Origin of the sequence: Corynebacterium sp. UMB2355A, assembly GCF_033877495.1 — a bacterium.
Lineage (GTDB): Bacteria > Actinomycetota > Actinomycetes > Mycobacteriales > Mycobacteriaceae > Corynebacterium > Corynebacterium pseudogenitalium.
On record NZ_CP138855.1, the window covers coordinates 1,358,784 to 1,374,584 of the forward strand.

The 15,801-nt window shown below is 58.9% G+C and carries 13 protein-coding genes; 1 reads left to right on the forward strand and 12 read right to left on the reverse strand.

From position 1 onward, the window contains the following. Positions 1-292: 292 nt before the first annotated feature. Both R0V12_RS06350 and R0V12_RS06355 read right to left on the reverse strand, forming a co-directional pair. The gene (locus R0V12_RS06350) at positions 293-1,747 is read right to left on the reverse strand and encodes a DUF5129 domain-containing protein (protein WP_320072334.1); all 1,455 of its coding nucleotides are present in this window, start codon (positions 1,745-1,747) and stop codon (positions 293-295) included. A gap of 19 nt (positions 1,748-1,766) precedes the next feature. Further along, on the reverse strand, positions 1,767-5,153 hold the full coding sequence (locus tag R0V12_RS06355) for a DEAD/DEAH box helicase family protein (RefSeq protein WP_320072335.1): 3,387 nt from the start codon (positions 5,151-5,153) through the stop codon (positions 1,767-1,769). Positions 5,154-5,312: 159 nt separating this feature from the next. Between R0V12_RS06355 and R0V12_RS06360 the strand changes: the two genes are divergently transcribed. Then, positions 5,313-6,695 (forward strand): RNA-binding domain-containing protein, encoded by a 1,383-nt coding sequence (locus R0V12_RS06360; RefSeq protein WP_070363638.1) that lies wholly within the window; start codon positions 5,313-5,315, stop codon positions 6,693-6,695. Between the two features lie 85 nt (positions 6,696-6,780). Here the strand turns inward: R0V12_RS06360 and R0V12_RS06365 are convergent, their stop codons facing one another. The 10 genes from R0V12_RS06365 to R0V12_RS06410 all read right to left on the reverse strand — a co-directional run bounded on the left by R0V12_RS06365 (position 6,781) and on the right by R0V12_RS06410 (position 14,629). After that, positions 6,781-7,365: an RloB family protein gene (locus R0V12_RS06365; protein WP_168156208.1), complete on the reverse strand. Its 585-nt coding sequence runs from the start codon at positions 7,363-7,365 to the stop codon at positions 6,781-6,783. Continuing rightward, positions 7,352-8,734, reverse strand: a complete 1,383-nt coding sequence (locus R0V12_RS06370) for an AAA family ATPase (protein WP_070975474.1) — start codon at positions 8,732-8,734, stop codon at positions 7,352-7,354. Before R0V12_RS06370 ends, R0V12_RS06365 begins: the two co-directional genes overlap by 14 nt. An 82-nt stretch (positions 8,735-8,816) precedes the next feature. Beyond that, positions 8,817-9,359, reverse strand: coding sequence for a winged helix-turn-helix domain-containing protein (locus R0V12_RS06375; protein WP_070363354.1), 543 nt, complete (start codon positions 9,357-9,359; stop codon positions 8,817-8,819). A gap of 260 nt (positions 9,360-9,619) precedes the next feature. Continuing rightward, positions 9,620-9,862 carry a YlcI/YnfO family protein gene (locus R0V12_RS06380; RefSeq protein WP_005292604.1) on the reverse strand — a complete coding sequence of 81 codons (243 nt, stop codon included), beginning with the start codon at positions 9,860-9,862 and terminating at the stop codon, positions 9,620-9,622. Positions 9,863-9,950: 88 nt separating this feature from the next. Next, entirely contained in the window at positions 9,951-10,313 is a 363-nt protein-coding gene (locus R0V12_RS06385; RefSeq protein WP_005292602.1) for a DoxX family protein, read from the reverse strand. Then, on the reverse strand, positions 10,310-10,885 hold the full coding sequence (locus tag R0V12_RS06390; protein WP_005292598.1) for a TetR/AcrR family transcriptional regulator: 576 nt from the start codon (positions 10,883-10,885) through the stop codon (positions 10,310-10,312). Before R0V12_RS06390 ends, R0V12_RS06385 begins: the two co-directional genes overlap by 4 nt. 62 nt (positions 10,886-10,947) lie before the next feature. Beyond that, on the reverse strand, positions 10,948-11,337 hold the full coding sequence (locus R0V12_RS06395; protein WP_005292595.1) for an NUDIX hydrolase: 390 nt from the start codon (positions 11,335-11,337) through the stop codon (positions 10,948-10,950). 20 nt (positions 11,338-11,357) lie between these two features. Continuing rightward, the gene (locus R0V12_RS06400; RefSeq protein ID WP_070363637.1) at positions 11,358-12,542 is read right to left on the reverse strand and encodes an Nramp family divalent metal transporter; all 1,185 of its coding nucleotides are present in this window, start codon (positions 12,540-12,542) and stop codon (positions 11,358-11,360) included. Positions 12,543-12,720: 178 nt separating this feature from the next. Further along, positions 12,721-13,674, reverse strand: coding sequence for a nucleotidyl transferase AbiEii/AbiGii toxin family protein (locus R0V12_RS06405; RefSeq protein ID WP_246814950.1), 954 nt, complete (start codon positions 13,672-13,674; stop codon positions 12,721-12,723). Continuing rightward, positions 13,574-14,629 (reverse strand): type IV toxin-antitoxin system AbiEi family antitoxin domain-containing protein, encoded by a 1,056-nt coding sequence (locus tag R0V12_RS06410; protein WP_070479067.1) that lies wholly within the window; start codon positions 14,627-14,629, stop codon positions 13,574-13,576. Before R0V12_RS06410 ends, R0V12_RS06405 begins: the two co-directional genes overlap by 101 nt. Positions 14,630-15,801: the final 1,172 nt, after the last annotated feature.

Consider the following 15,801-nt stretch of genomic DNA (forward strand, 5'->3'; position numbering starts at 1 on the left):
CAGATGGATTCCACAGTCCTCACATTTACAAGATTTCAAGATTTGTCCCGGACCGGTTGAGAGGTGAGACTGGGGTGGAACTCCCCGAAGATACGGCCAATAGCCCTGGAAAACAGCTAGACCCCCAAATTCCGCATGTGCGGTGGAGGTCTGCAACGCCAATTTAGCATCAATCTGCATTCTGATGTTTTTAAGGCCGGGACATGCACCACATTCCCGCTTTTCAGCAGCCCAATCTGCAAAAGCCCAGGTCGGCGAGCGCGTATGAGGGAATTTGGTGCAGGACCAACCCCTAGAAACTCCCCGACCCGCCAGCGGCCGTGAACCCCGAGCTGAACGTCGTGTTCACACCCGAAGAGGAGGAAGAAGCAGCCGAGTTCGCGGCGGCGACGTTGGTGTTGTGCCAGGACTGCATCGCAACGAATGGGACGTAGGTGGGGTACCAGTAGTCCTTGTCGTAGATGGCTGGGGTGGTGAGTTTGTGACGGTCTTTGACGTCGCTGAACTCTTTGTCTTTGACGGCGTCGAGGATGATGCGGTAGTCGGAGAGGAGGTGGAGGTAGTCGTCGAGGAAGGTGGGGCTGGCGGGGTCCGCATCCAGCTGCCGGACGCGCTCCTCCAAGGAGACGAGTTCTTGGCGGAGGGTGGCGTCGTTAATTGAGGTGCGTGCTTTGGTGATGTCCCTGCTGAGGCGGGCGAGGTCGGTGCGGCGGGTCGTGGTGTCGCCTTGTTCGATGTTGAAGAGGCGGTTGATGTTGTCTTCGGCGTGGCTGGTGTGGGTGAGGGTTTCGGCGGCGTCGGCGAGTTGTTTGCGGGCGCGGTAGGCAGCGGCGTCGTCGGAGATGGGGATGCTGCTGATGCCGCCGGCGCCGGAGACGGTGTCGTGGAGTTTGAGGAAGCGGTCGCGGACGTCGCCCCATTGACGACGCAGCTCCGCATCGGCAAACGCGCTGGTCAGGGAGTTGGCGCGGACGTCGATGCCGTCGAGGCGCCCGGCGAGGTCGGCGTATTCCTTGGTCACGAGCGAGTAGTCCGCCCGCGCCTGCTCGATCAATCGGCGGCGCCGGTTGCGCAGCGCGACGCCTGTGCCGCCAACAACGCCTGCCAACACGCCGGATCCCACACCGGCGCCGATGCCGCCCCCAATCCGGTCGTCGACTGCGGACTCGTAACGCTCCTGCTGCAGGCCGGCGGTGTCCATGGCGAGGCTCGCGCCGGCGAAGAGGGCGGCGGGGACGTTGTTGCTTTGTAGGCCGGGAACCATGGCGTCGATAACTGAGGAGACGCGCGATGATTCGCTGTGGAGGTCGAGGACGTCGGCGACGTCGTCGGCGGCGAAGATGGCGTGGTGGCGGTGCGCCATGTCGACGGCGAGGATGAGCGTGCCGTCGCGGAAGCCGTGTTTGTCCAGGATTTCGTCGGGGTAGTGGGCGCGGAAGTATTCCTCGATGGTGTCGTTGATGTTGTCGCGCGTGTTTTCGGCGTTGTTGAACGCGAGGATGTGGATGGTGCGCACGACTTCGGGGTGGTCGATGCGCTGCAGGTTCTGCTCGAGTTGTGCCTGGTCAGATGGGGTGAGCAGGCCGTCGGGGTTGGTCAGTTGCAGGCGTGGCGCCTCGGCGGTGGTGGCGATGGCGTAGTGCGCCGGGTCGGGCTCGTCGATGGCTGCGTAGGTACCCGCGCCGACGCCGCCGCCGATCAGCAGTGTCGCTGCGCCAATGCCAAGGATTTGTGACCATTTGCTCATGCGCCTGATTTTATCGAAGCTACCCCGCGCTCGGCAGGGCGGTGTTGTTGAGCTGCTCGAGGCTGTCGCGCAGCTGCAAAACAACGCCGACGTTTTCGTGGAAGATGTCCATGATGGAGCCGTTTTCGTCGAAGGGCGGTTGGGTGAGCTCGTGGGCTTCGACGACGCCGTTGCGGATCACCTCGCTGACGACGGTGTTAAGGAACGTGCGCTGCACGGAGTTGAGGTCGGTGGAGTGCAGCAGTTCCTCGAAGTGTGCCTCGACGGCGGTGGCGTCCATCCCGACGACTTCGCGCAGGAAGAGGCCGAGTTTGGCTTGGTGGGTGTCGGCGAGTTCGGCGGCGCCGTCGACGTGGGCGTTGAGCAGCAGCTGGCGTAGTTCGTCGAGGTCGTGCGTGCTGAGCTGTTGCGCGTTGCGGAGTTTGCGCAGCGCCAGGCTGGTGGTGTTGCCTTCGAGCGCGCGGCGGAGTTCTTCTTCGACGACGGAGCTCTCGCGTTGGGTGCCGCCGGTGGCCTGGAGGGTGCTGTGTTCGAGTTCGCCGAGTTCGTCTTCGATGTCGGTGATCACCACGGCGCGTTGCGCTTTGTCGAGGAAGACGGTGAGCCCGCGGATTGTTTTGCGGGCGAGTTCGAGGTCGCTGTAGGTCACGCCGTCCCACCATTGCGGGCCGGCGAGCGCTTCGAGGAGCGCCGCGTTGTTGGCAACGGTGGGGATGTTGGTTTTCTGCAGTAGCGCCGCGGCGATGGTCGCGACTTTCTCCGCGAGCGCGTCCCAGTCGCCGCGTTCTTCGAATAGTCCGAGTTCGAGCTGGTAGATGAGGTAGTCGAAGCGCCGGGCTTGTTCTTTGTCGCCGGTCGCGGCGAAGGGTAGTGGCGCGAGTGCGCTCACGGCTTGTTGGTGGGTGTCGGCGTCGGCGGTGAGCCAGGGGGTGGCGTCGCTAAATCGTTCGAGGTAGGCGCGCGCTTCGGTAGGCACGAGGATGCTGCGGTGGGGCACGCTGCGCACGGCGTCCGAAAGATGCTTTGCGACGTCCCTCCGCACCTCATCCGTGGCCGTCAGCAGCAGGCGCGCGCGGGTGGTGAAGCTGCGCTGCGAAAGCGAGATCTGGTGCGAGCCTTCCGTGGTGTTGGTGGTGCCGCTGAATTGGCGCACGTTGTCGCAGTAATCGAAGATGTAGAAGCAGGTCTTGTCGACGCCGGGGCCGAACAGGTTGGGGCGCAGGCGGGTCCCGCGGCCGACCATCTGCCAGAACTTGGTGGGGGAGTAGACGGGTTTGAAGAACACCAGGTTGACGACCTCGGGGACGTCGATGCCGGTGTCGAGCATGTCCACACTGATGGCGATGTCCAGGCCGGAGTCGGGCTGTTTGAACTCGGCGATGAGTGCTTCCGCGTTGTACACGCCGTGGGTGATCACTTCGGCGCGGGTGGCGGTGGTGGGGAAGATGGCCCGGTACTCGTCGGCGATGAGGCCTGCGTGGGCCTGGTTGCGGGCGAAGATGATGGTCTTGCCCAGCCGGTCCGCTCCGTCGACCTTCAGCCCCTTGCCGATGACTTGGCGCAACACCTTCCGGATCGTGTCCCGGTTGAGCAGCTTCGCGTTGATCTCGGCGGCGTTGACTTCCTGGGGTGCGGAAAGTGGGTCGCCGTGTTCGTCGACACCCCATTCGGCGTTTTCCCACTCCAGCTGCTGCTCGGGGGTGAGTTCGCCGTAGGAGATGCCCCGGCGCATGAAGGCGGTGCTGCCGGAGAATACCTCGTAGGGCACCAGGTTGCCCTCCTCGATTGCGCGGCTCAGGCTGTAGTAGCCGGTCGGGGTGTCGGGCTCGCAGCCGAAGAAGGTATAGGTGTCGTGGGAGAGGTTGCTGCGCGGGGTGGCTGTCAGTCCGACGACGAGGGCGTCCAGGTAGTCGAAGATGCGTCGATAGCGCTGGTAGATGGACCGGTGGGCCTCGTCGACGATGATGAGGTCGAAGTCGAAGGAGTTGAAGCGTTGGCCTTCGCCGATCATGCCGATCATGGTCTGGTACGTGTTCACGTACACCTGGCCCTCGCCGGCGGGGTTGGTGGTCAGGTTGACGGGCACCGCCTCTGCGAGGTGCTCGTTGAACGCCGCGTGCGCCTGCGTGACCAGCGCTTTCCGGTCGGCAAGGAAGAGCACGTTGCGGATCCAGCCGGCCTCCAACAGCATGGACACGGTGGCGATGGAGACGCGCGTCTTGCCCGTCCCCGTCGCCATGACCAACAGCGCACGGCGCTTGCCCTTGCCGAACGCCTCCGCCACGGACTGGATCATCTCCAGCTGATAGGGCCTACCGGCGATCTTGGTGATGGTGGCGCTGTGCGCGCTGAGTGGTTGGCGCTTGTCGCGCCGGGCGATGAGCGCCTCCATCGCGCGCACTGTTGGGTAGGACTCAATAGTGCGGGTTTCGTAGCCGACACCGCCCGGTAGGTCGGCGTCCCTGTCCCAAAAGCGCACCTCGTACCCGGTGGTGTAGAAGATCAGCGGCACACGTCCCGTCGCGTTGCCGATGGCGTCGGCGTAGATCGCGGCCTGCTGGCGGCCGTCGTTAATGCTGCGGCTGGCCTTCTTTGCCTCCACAACGGCGATTGGCACACCCTGCGTATCCAGCAGCACATAGTCCACCTTCATGCCCGCCACCGGGTATTCCTCGATGAGCGTTCGGCCGCGCACAAACCCGGCCTCCTCCAGCATCGGCGTGATGATGTCACGGCGCGTCTGCGCCTCATCCACCGCCAACTGCGGCGCCGGTGGCGTCAGCTTCTCCTGCTGCTTGCGAATCTGCTCCCGCAGCTTCGCGATCTCCTCCTCATACCCCGCAGCCTTTTCCAGCTCCCGCTGCTGCGCCTCATCCAGCTGCAGTTTGTACAGGTCAGCCTGCTCCCTCGCGGACTTCTCCTTCGCCGCCAGCGCCATCATCTGCCGCTGGTTCAACGCCGCCTGCCGCGGTGCCTGCTTCAAGATCTCGACGTCAAACGGCGCAATCCCCCGAATCGTCTTCCCCGAGAAGTGCGTAGTTGCGAACACCATCACGTCATACAGGTGCTTCAGCGCCTGCAGCGCCTCATCGCTGGTGATGTGCGCTTCGCTGTGCACCGCGGTGTTGCCGGCCTTGCGCAGGATGTGCATCTTGGAACGGATCGTCTCCGGCAGCAGGCGCGAGAAGTCCGGGTTGGTCAGTGTATCGAAGATGTTGGACTGTTTCTCCAGCCCATTCAGCGCCGCGATATGCCCAATGACCTGCTCTAACACGAACCGGGATTGGAACATCGACGCGCGCGGGTTGGTCAGCGCGGCATCCTCCGCATTGCGACACTCAATAATGAGCTGGGGCCATGCTTGCCCAACGAAGCCAAAGTTGGACGGACGTGGAGTGATGCTCACCTGATCGCCTTTCTTCCCGGTGCGCTCGTTCGCCTGCGCGTTATTCTATACCGTTGGGTTGTGGCTCGAAACCTACTCGAAACATGCTCGAAACGGATTTACATGTTTTGACCTGGGTATATCACCCTACTCGAAAGCGTTTCGAGTAGAGTGATCCACATGAATACTGCGGTAAAGGTTGATGAGTTACTTACGCGCCCCGAAGATCAGTGGTTTGAGCGGAAATCGTTTCGTATTAAACCGAAGGATCTTGCGAAGGCGATTATCGCGTTTGCCAACGCCGAGGGCGGGGTCATCGCTGTCGGTATCACTGATCGACAATTCGACGGGTTGCCTAGCGCACGGCAGGACAACGACTTACGACAATCGGCGTTTGATCACACCGATCCAACGGTTCGAGTCGAGATCGAGAGCCTTCGCATTGATGACGCCACATCTGTATACCTATTCCATATCTTGCCTAGTGAGCGTGTACATTATTCCAATTCGGGGGAGTGCTTCCTGCGCATCGGGGATGAAACGAAGCAGCTGGGCCCCGACGGCATTTTAGAGTTGCGGTATTTGAAGGGGGAGCAGCAGTTTGATGCAATTGTTCCACCACGTGCTGAGCCTGGAGACCTCGATATGGCGCAGGTCGAGCGGTATGCGGAGGCGATTGGTTCGGCCTCGGCCCAAGATGCGTTGAGGGCGCGAAACTTGGTAGATAGGGTCGGCAACCCGCGGACAGCAGCATTGTTGCTTTTCGGAAAACATCCGCAGGAGTTCTTTCCAAACGCTCATGTTCGTGTGGTCCAGTTCAATGACATAGATCGGTTGCCGGGTCATGGTCAGCAAATTCTTTACGACGAACGCTTCGACGGCACCCTGCCAGAACAGATTCAGCAGGCCAGAACTGCGATTAGCAAGATTCTTCCAAAAGTGCGCCGTCTTGTAGGCAGTGGGCTTTTTGAAGAGGAGGATTTGATCCCGCCGGATGTGTGGCTAGAGGGTTTGGTGAATGCGGTGATCCACAGGTCTTACAGTATGGCTGGGGATCACGTCAGGTTCGAGATCTATCCTGATCGGGTTGAGGTGTCTAGCCCTGGCAGGTTCCCTGGCTTGGTGGACCCGTCGAAACCCGAAGCAATTGCGAGGTTTGCAAGAAACCCGTTGATTGCGCGTGGGACTGCTGAGTTGCGGATTGGGCAGGAGTTGGGGGAAGGGATTCGACGAATGATCGCTGGTATGCGAAAGGCGAGTTTTGCAGACCCAGTGTACCGGCAGACAAGTGGCAGTGTTGTCTTGACATTGAAGGCAGTGCAACGCCTCGACGAGTCGCTTCGTGCGGACTTGCCGCGCTACTCAACAGAGGTGCTTGCAGCCTTGCAGGCAAGCCCACATCCCTTATCGACGGGCCAAGTGGCCAACGCCCTTCACCTCTCGAACCCTCCCGTCCGCCGTGCTCTGCAAGCACTCCGGGACGCTGGACTCGTGCAGTGGAACGGAAGCGGTTTGAGGGATCCTCGCGCAACATGGTCAGCGGTCAGCCCGCTGCGTTACTGATACATGACCAACGAACAAAAGTTCCCCACGGGTGCGTGGGGAGGTTTGTGTGGCCCTCTAGTTAGTCATTACTTTTGCATCGCTTCTATAAGGTACGGGATTGAAGATGACGGGCATGGCCCTTTTGCATTGGTGCATTGGGGCGCATTTCGGTCCAGTGGCGTTTTGCGCGTGCCGTTGCCTCAGGGTATCTCTCGACTGGGAACGTTACCCCGAGTTCTTTCGCATTGCGGCCTGTGAGATAGCGTTCCTTTTGCAGTACATCGGTCATTTTCTTCGCGTCGCTCCCGCCGTCGTAGAGGTGCCAATACAGCCACTGCTCAAATTGAGGGTTCGTTACTGCGACTGAGATATTGCTCTTTTGTGCGAGCTGAAGAACATCACCCAGGGTGGTGTGTTGGTCACAATCGACGACTAGGAACGCGCGGTCAAAGTTGTCGGACTTCAGATGGTTCTCGCATGTATCAAGAACTCGCTTGGGTTCTCCCTTACTAGGTACAACCTTGATGTCCGTGGCCACGTCGTTGGAACGCAGAATTTGTGCGAGCCTTTGGAAGTAAACTTGCTCAGACTTTCCTTTGTCGCCTTCTACAACAATCAGAAGCCGACTTTTCAGCTTCCGCTTTGCCCTGCTCTTGGGCTTTCTGGGTGTACCTTTACGCGCTGCCACGTTCCCCATTTTCTTGCCCCCGTCGTGTAGGTGATAGTTCTTCAACAGCACTTCGCATTAAACCTGGTAATAGATACGGTAGCGCGCCGAATCGGCCTTCCAGGTATTGCTTTGCAAGATTTGATGCCGGTTTCAAATCGCGGAAGTCCTGCAAGTTATAGAGCGTACTTGCACCAGAGCTGTCTTTTTCGGTGAACCAGACTTGCTCTTTCGTCAGGTTCGCAGAAGACTGCGGCTGGAGCAGGGTTACGTCATGTGACGTGAAGATCAGTTGGGCCCCGTGTGGGTTTGTATCTTGATCTTGGAACAGTGCGACGATTGCTTCGGCGAGAATGGGGTGGAGGCTGGTATCCAGCTCGTCGACGCAAAAAATTGTGCCGTCGCGGAGCGCTTCTAAGATGGGAACGGCCATGGCGAGCCATGCCAACGTTCCGGATGATTCATCGCGCATGAGAAAGCCGGCGTCGGCGGATTCGTTGCCATGGTGATAAAACCGCAGTGTTCTGTTTACGAAGTCGTGGTCGATCAGACTTTGGCCTGATAGAGCTTTCCCGGTCGCCTTCAGGCCCCGTGCCGCAGATCGCTCGAGAATCTTGCGTATTTCCGGGGGTAACTCTCGTTCATCTACATCAATTCGCGTGATTCCGATATCCGCTACTGCTGCGAGTGTGGTGAGTACGTTCAACGGAATTCGTTCATCGGCGATATCCGCCGCAATTCGGTCGAGGCGTTGCCGCCGGGCACTGTCGCTGATGTCGTAGAAATCGACGCCAGCGATAATGCTTCCCACAAACGACTGCAGTTTGTCGTGACCTGCAACGTAGCCACGGGAGAGCACAAGTTCTCGCGGGGCTGGAGATATACGTGGTCCCAGATACTTATGCCAGCTGGTTATGCCTTGTTCGGCGTCTCTTTCCAGAAGTCGTGTTGGGCGGGAGGAGAAATAACCAAGCAGCAGCTCGTGTTCAATGCGGTTCGCGGAAATGGAGAATTCGTAGTGATATCGAATTTCTCGGGCCGCAAGCTCCGGGCCGCCAATGCCACCGGTTAACGTGAAATCGAGTGCAAAGAAGCTGGGGGAACGTACAGAGTCCTCATCTAGCTTGAATGGAGATCGACGATTTTTCTGAAATTCAAGCCATCTGCTTGCAGAGCATTGGATTGCCTCCATTGCATAGCGCATTGCGTCGAGTACCGCCGTCTTTCCTGACGCGTTGGGTCCAAAGATGGCTGCAACCGGTAGAACGGCATCGGCCCAACTCTCACCTTGACGAGGAACTGCGGTGCGCCAGGAGCTGCGCGTCATTTCCAGCGCAAACTCATCACGGAAGCTACGGTGATTCTCCGCAATAAAGCTAAGCAGTCTCATGGAAGTAAGTTTAGGTGAGAAAAGCTCATTACGGGAAAAAATTTCCCCAGAAAGGCTTAATAAAGAAAATGATGCGGTTTTACTAACTCACCGATTGCACAATCCTGTACACCGTTGCTCGGTCGCCTTGGCCACCTTCCATGGTGACGATGCCCTCGCGAAGCAGTGGCGCGAGTCCGTAGCGCACTTGGCCTGTGGAAAGTCCGGTATTGGCTGCCAGTACGTTCACGGTGATACCGCTACCTGTCGCGGAGAGTGCCTGGTAGATCCGGGGTACGTTCTTGCCCAAGGCTTGGAGGTTGACCAGTAGGTCTTCCTCGGTCGGGGAGAGTCGGGTATTGGAGCCTATGTCTTCCAGCCGGGCATCGTGTTCTGCGCTGGAGCGGGAGCCTCGTGGGAACAGTACGGTGAATTGGACGCTGGTGTTGATGAAGCGGGGCGTCGCTACGCGTGATTCGCGGCAGGAGGTGATCGCTTCGCGGGTGCCGCCGCCTTCGTCAGCGTGGTTGTCCGCGCGGCGGAACCCCGCGACAGCTTGTGCGCCCCGCGGACAGTTCGACCTGTAGGCAGAGGCCGCCCGGGGTGTCCGCCCCGCCGTCCGCGGAACTTTGTGACAACCCGACACTCCGTTTCATGTGAAACATAACTGGTCTGGGAGCAAGCAACAGTTTTACACTTTAACAGTATGGTTTTTGAAGTTTCACACTTTGATGACCTGCATGTTTAGCAGTTTGAATAGTGGGAAGCCCTCCTCAGTGCAAGCCCGTTGCCACAACATCCAGGAGTCCAATTGTTTCATGCCGATTTAGAGCACTACTTAGCCATTGTTGAGCGGGTTTATGTTGCGGTGCAGCGGAGTGGAAGGCATAAACGAGAATGTTGACATCAGGAATGATCATCGAGTACCGCCCACACAGCTTCTTTGTTGCTGAGATCAACTAGAGCCGGTCCGCCGCAATCGAAGGAGGGCAGGTTAACGGGGGTGTCTTCGGTACTGATGCGGGCTTCCTTCTTGAGGGCAGCGCGGACCGCCTCTTCGACGTATGAGCTCAAAGTGACATTGTTGGCTTTGGCTTGGACCTTCGTTTCTTCAAGGAGTTTCGGCGGGAGGTTTATCGTCGTGCGCATACCTTTAGGGTAGAAAGCATCAAGTCATCATTCAAGAGGTGCAATGATGTATCTGCCTTCAGGAAGCCGTGAAAGGTTGACTGGTGTCTTAATTCAGTGCGAGCGTCAGGATCAGTACTCCGATGGAGAATGCGAGCATGCCTAAGCAGTTGATCCAGAATGCGCTACCGAGGAAGTGGGCGCGGACATGGGCTGCTGCGGCCGCGCAGAAATAGGCGATGACTCCAATCATGGCTGTGATTCCTACGCCGGGGAACCAGAGGCCGGCAATGAGTCCTACGGCGGCGAGGCACTTGATGACAATGAGCGCCCACCACCAGTCCTTGGGGAGTTTGACGCCGCTGAGGCAGGCTTCGATGAAGGGGACTGGTTTGAGGGAGAGGGCGGCGTCGCCAAGCAGAATGGCTGCTAGTAGAAGGGAGGGCCAGGCTGGGGAAGATTCTAGGATCATTGGGTTACTCCGAATGCGGTGTTGAGGCGTTCGATTGATGAGGCGGCTTGGGATGTGAGGTGCTCGGTGTCGTAGATTCCGGCGGCCCAGCCGATGAGTAAGCCGAGGTAGACGTTGTACAGCAGGTCGGCGTACTCGGCCGCATCGGCGCTGCTGAGCCTGGTGCCGAGTCGCAGGGTGATTTCATCGGTCAGGAGCGTTTTGAGTGCGGTGAGCGCTTCGCCTTGATTGCCTTGTTGGATGAGTGCTGCGCCAAAGGCGCGGGAGAGCTCTTCGTGGCCGGTAAACATCTGGAGGAAAGGTCTCAGGACATCGAGAAGGCTATCGGATTGTCCCCGGATGTCATCGTGGAGTTCTGAAATGTGTTGGCCAATGGTGCGGATGAGCAGCGTTTGTTTGTCGCCGACTCCCATGACGGTTCCCACGCTAACGCCAGCTTCGGATGCGATAGTCCGGATGCTGGTGGTGGCGTAGCCCTGAGTGAGGAAGAGTTCGTAGGCGGTGGCTAGGACCTTGCTGACGGTGCCAGCTTTGGCGGCCGAGCGCGATGAGTGAACGTGTTCAGTGAACATGTTCAAAAGGGTAGCTCTTGATGGTTTCGAGGTCAATGACGCCGAAGTGTTGACAGTTGGCGCTAGGCCAGCGTGGGGAAGACGCGGTCGCGCAGCAGGTGTGCAAGCTCGCGGTCGGGGGCTGCTGGGTTGACCCAGGCGGTGTCGCCGATTTCGGCGGCGGCATGGGGTTCGTCGGCGGTGACGGTGCGGGTGTAGGTGAAGATGGTGCCGACGACGACCTCGCCCGGTTCGTTGGCGGCGGGAGCGTCGAAGGTGCCGAGTTTGTTGAGGCTCTCGGCGTCGAGGGTGAGGCCTACTTCTTCGGCAACTTCGCGCAGGGCGGCGTCGACAAGCGCCTCGCCCGCCTCGGGCTTGCCGCCGGGCAGTTGGTACTTGGTGGAGGACTTCTTGCGCACGGTAAGCACGTGGCCTTGTGGGTTGCGGATGACGACGGCTGCTACTTCAATCATGGCTGCTGATTGTAGGCGGCCTAGAGCAGCGGCAGGAGCACGAGGGCGAGATTGAGTGCGATGACCAGCGCGGCAAGCGTCCAGCCCACGGCCATAGACCAGGGTTTCGCGGCGAACTCACCCATGACGTCCCGGGAGCCGGCATAGCGGAAAAGCGGGATGATGGCGAAGGGGATGCCCAGGGAAAGAAGTGCCTGGCTGACCACCAGTGCCATAGTGGGGTCGACCCCGCAGCCGATGATGACCAGCGCCGGGATGAGCGTGACCAGGCGGCGGACTAGTAGGGGGACCTTGATGTGAAGCAGGCCGTCCATGATTTCGGAGCCGGCGTAGGCGCCCACTGACGTCGAGGCGAGGCCGCTGGCCAGCAGGCCGATGGCGAAGAGAACGCCGGCCAGCGGGCCGAGGTGGCTGGCAATCGCCGTGTGGGCCCCGGAGATGGTCTCTGTGCCGTCCACGCCGTAGAGGGCCGAGCCCGCCAGGACCAGCAGGCCCACGTTGACGAGCCCGGCGATGGACAGCGCCACGGCGATGTCCGCGCGGGTGCCGGCCAGCACGTGGGGGATTTCCAGGTCGGGGTAGCGCTGCTTGGTCAGGGAGGAGTGTAGGTAAATGGCGTGCGGCATGACGGTGGCGCCCAACATGGAGGCGGCCAGCAGGATGCTGTCCTTGCCCTCTAGGCGGGGGATGAGGCCGCCGGCCACGTCGGCGGGGTCGGGCGGGGCGATGGCGAGGCCGGCAAGGAAGCCGATGCAGATGACCAGGAGCAGGCCGATGACAAGCCCCTCGAACCACTGGTTCTTCTTCTGGAAGATGAGGAGAATGATGGAGACCGTGCCGATGATGAGCGCGCCCGCGAACAGGGGGAGGTTGAAGAGGAGTTGCAGGGCAATGGCGCCGCCGATGACTTCGGCGAGGTCGGTGGCCGCGGCGATGAGCTCGGCCTGGGCCCACATGCCTAGGCGCGCGCGGCGGGAGAGACGCTCGCCCATGATTTCCGGCAGGGAGCGGTGGGTGACTAGGCCCAGTTTGGCGGAGTGGTACTGGATGAACATGGCCATGAGGTTGGCCACGACGAGTACCCACACCAGGAGGTAGCCGTAGTGGGAGCCGGCGCTGATGTTGGCGGCTACGTTGCCGGGGTCGACGTAAGCCACTGCAGCAACGAAGGCGGGGCCGGTGAGGCTGATTAAGGTCTTACGCATAGGCATCTCCATACCAAAAGTTCAACTACTTGAAGTCTAGTTTTCATCGCCATATGTTCAAGCCAGGGGGGCCAAAAAGTTTTGCACTTTCACACTTTGGTTTTGCACTTTGGCAATGTGCGTTTGGTGCAGTTGGTTGAGGAAGAGTGAACACCCTCAAGCGGATATCCGGCGCTGGCTATTGTGTCCAGGAAAGTGTTGCGCTGTTCCAGGTTGTGGTCAACGTATGGAGTTCATTGTTCAGAACGGGGTCAATGAGGAGTGCAGCAACCCGAAGGGCTTCATCTAGAATCAAGAATTCTTTTCGTATTTCGTTGCCAAATTTCTTTGCGGCTTTCGGGTACCGATCTGCCCACGTTGCATCAGGGATATTGAGATTTGTTGGGAGAGTAACGCCTCGGATTTGTTGCTGTGAGTTGAGAGCGTCGCGGAGTTCAGCAGCATTGAGCTGTGTTGTTGGCGGAAGCTCTGAAGCTAATAGCGCAATGTCGTAGAGATCGTGATAGCGTGTCGACGCTTTGCCCGGAGGTGTGTCGCCGTGTATCTCATACATTGCGCAGACTTTATCTGCGATCTGGTTTGCGATGGGGTACGACGTGACTTGGAAATGTTCTGGAAGATAAGGTGTCTGGACGTCGTAACTTGAAGCTACGGTGACTGATTCCACTTCACTAGTGACCTCAAGGTCACCACTGACGTCGATGGAAAACTCAATGAAGCGGTTGCTGCTACCTAAGCCGTAAGTGACTGTAACTTTGAGGCGTTTGCTGTCTATCGTGCCGATTCGTTCCGCCTTGCCATTGCTCTTTTCCACTTGAAATGTATAAGGGCCTACTCGGTGCTTGTTCATTGTCGCGATGAGGCTGTCAGCGGCTTTTAAGGCTGAGGTAGGGGCATATTGCCGAAATAGGTCGAGGTCTTTTGTCTGCCGGGCGCCTGGTATTCGGCAGTAAATGTTGGTGCCCCCTTTGAGCACCCAACCGTCGTTTAGGCGCATGAGTTCATGAAGGAACACCTCACGGAAAAACTGGTTATATACGTCGTTTGGCTTCTTTCCGGCGTGGCTTGCTTCCTTCTTCAGTGCTGAAACGATCTGACCGTGGCGCTCCCTTTGTTTTTGAGGTTGTGGCACAGGATTCTCCTTGAGGTTTTGCTGTGTGGGATGGGGGAAGAGGGGTGGACAGCCAGAGGGTCTTCAAACCTTCACTGTGCACGATCGTTTCGGCTAATTGTTTATGTGTTGCTTCGAGCGCATGGGCAGTAGCTGCTCTGCCAGCGAGCATGTTCTGGAGTGCCTCTTCTACATTGCTGCTGTGAAAGTCGGTTTGAAGTGGCATCTTTGCGACGAGCGCCTTTAACTCTTCAGCAAATGGCTCGAGCGCCTTGGCGACAGCTCTTTGGATTTGCTCTTCCATGATTGCCGCGGGAACAGGTGGAAAGCATTCTTTCCAAAGCATACGTAGCCCCTCCTGATCACCTTTTGGCAGGCCGAAAGCTGTTTCGTTTCCAGCAAAAGCGCTGAGTAGCTCAGGTTCTTGCAGTAATTGCTTTTCGCTCGCATCTGCGATGAGATCAAGGAGATGTTGGGGTTCATGTCCGTCTAGTGCGAGGTCCACGATGGTGCGAGCTGCAGTTGTGATGGGGAGGTTGTGTTCGGGGTGCAGGGTCCATTCGTGGTCGTCGAGTTTGTTTCGATGAAACTGGACTTCTGGTTGCCTACTTTGGCGTCGACGGTTGACGGTGAAGTGGATTCCATCGGGCCAGAGGTCACCGATGCCCCAGAGTTCAGCTGCGGTGGTGTGGGAGATGACGGATTCGGACGCCAATGTAGGGTCGTGGACCCGGTCAGCGGCCATCATCTCGGGTCGGAGTGCAAGCCATTGTGCTTTGACGTCTAACGCTGGACTCATCATGGTGCCGACGGTCGCATAAACCCCATGTCGAACTCGGATGAGTCCACCCCTTGTCTCTAGTCGGGAGAGAGTCAAGGGCGTTACTCCTTCTGCGCGTGCTTGTTTTGCCGTGCACAGTCCCCACTGTTGGGAAGCGATCTCCCCGATGATCTCCAACGATTCGGCGGCATCCATACTTCAAAAATTACCATATAGGATAGTTTTGCAGCACGGAGATTTCATAACTCCTGCGAAACTATCAGTCGGGTTGCCGCCTCCTCATCCCATGAGCTGCAGGATGTTCGCGGCTATTTCGTCCGCGCGGCGGACACCTTGATAAGTTCACCGCCGAGAAAGTTGCTGGCAGTGGCAGTGCCGCGGACAGTGGAAGCACGAGGGCTCTTATCGATGCCCCTTCGACCAACCACGCTTACCTTTAACACTCATGATCCAGTTTCCAGGTGAACTGTGATTATTTGTCCGCGCCGCGGAATCCAGCGACTACCTGTCCGCCCCGCGGACACCTGAATACCGACTCCATTGTCCGCGCGGCGGAATCTGCTGCAGCTTTCTTATCGACGCCCCTTCCACCGCGGATACCTTTCCGTCATCCACATCGTGTTCACTGCTGCCAACTGTCCGCCCCGCGGACACCCGAATACGATCCCACTGTCCGCCCCGCGGACAGTTCGACTTGGAAGCCGAGGTTTTGCAGAGTGTCCGCGGCGCGGAACTCTGCCGTAACCCCGAAGCCACATTCACCGGTGGCAACCTGTCCGCCCCGCGGAAAGTCGGTGTGGTTGCCTGTCCGCGCGGCGGACACCTTGACGGCTTCACGCCGGGAAAGTTGCTGGTAGATGGCGTGCCGCGGACAATGGAAGCAGCGGCGGGTTTTCTAATCAACGCCGGCTCCGTCCCATCACGTTTACCTTTCACAACGCGCCTCGGTTTCCGGGTGAGTGGTGGATGTCAGTCCGCCCCGCGGAATCTGTCGCAGCTTTTTATAGGTGGCCCTCCCACCACGGATACCTTCATCCGTCATCCACATCATGTTCACTGCTGCCGACTGTCCGCGCGGCGGACACCTCAACTGGTTGCCGTCAAGAAGCTCGCTGGTCACGATGGTGCCGCGGACAGTGGAAGCAGCGAATACTTTCTTATTGACGCCCTCTCCGTCCCACCACGCTAACCACCAACAACATGACCCGGCTTCCGGGTGAGCGATGAAGATCTGTCCGCGCGGCGGAATCCAGTGACAACTTGTCCGCCCCGCGGACATTCGAAACGAGTGAACTGTCCGCCCCGCGGACCTTTGCGACACCCGAAGTTGCGTACACCGTTAGCAATTGCTGTCCGCCCCGCGGAAA

Excerpts from the sequence above, each read along its gene's own strand:
- R0V12_RS06410 (WP_070479067.1), bottom strand. The coding sequence starts at position 14,629 with ATGGATGCCGCCGAATCGTTGGAGATCATCGGGGAGATCGCTTCCCAA.
- R0V12_RS06370 (WP_070975474.1), bottom strand. The coding sequence starts at position 8,734 with ATGAGACTGCTTAGCTTTATTGCGGAGAATCACCGTAGCTTCCGTGAT.
- R0V12_RS06380 (WP_005292604.1), bottom strand. The coding sequence starts at position 9,862 with ATGCGCACGACGATAAACCTCCCGCCGAAACTCCTTGAAGAAACGAAG.
- R0V12_RS06360 (WP_070363638.1), top strand. The coding sequence starts at position 5,313 with ATGAATACTGCGGTAAAGGTTGATGAGTTACTTACGCGCCCCGAAGAT.
- R0V12_RS06350 (WP_320072334.1), bottom strand. The coding sequence starts at position 1,747 with ATGAGCAAATGGTCACAAATCCTTGGCATTGGCGCAGCGACACTGCTG.
- R0V12_RS06395 (WP_005292595.1), bottom strand. The coding sequence starts at position 11,337 with ATGATTGAAGTAGCAGCCGTCGTCATCCGCAACCCACAAGGCCACGTG.
- R0V12_RS06385 (WP_005292602.1), bottom strand. The coding sequence starts at position 10,313 with ATGATCCTAGAATCTTCCCCAGCCTGGCCCTCCCTTCTACTAGCAGCC.
- R0V12_RS06400 (WP_070363637.1), bottom strand. The coding sequence starts at position 12,542 with ATGCGTAAGACCTTAATCAGCCTCACCGGCCCCGCCTTCGTTGCTGCA.
- R0V12_RS06390 (WP_005292598.1), bottom strand. The coding sequence starts at position 10,885 with ATGTTCACTGAACACGTTCACTCATCGCGCTCGGCCGCCAAAGCTGGC.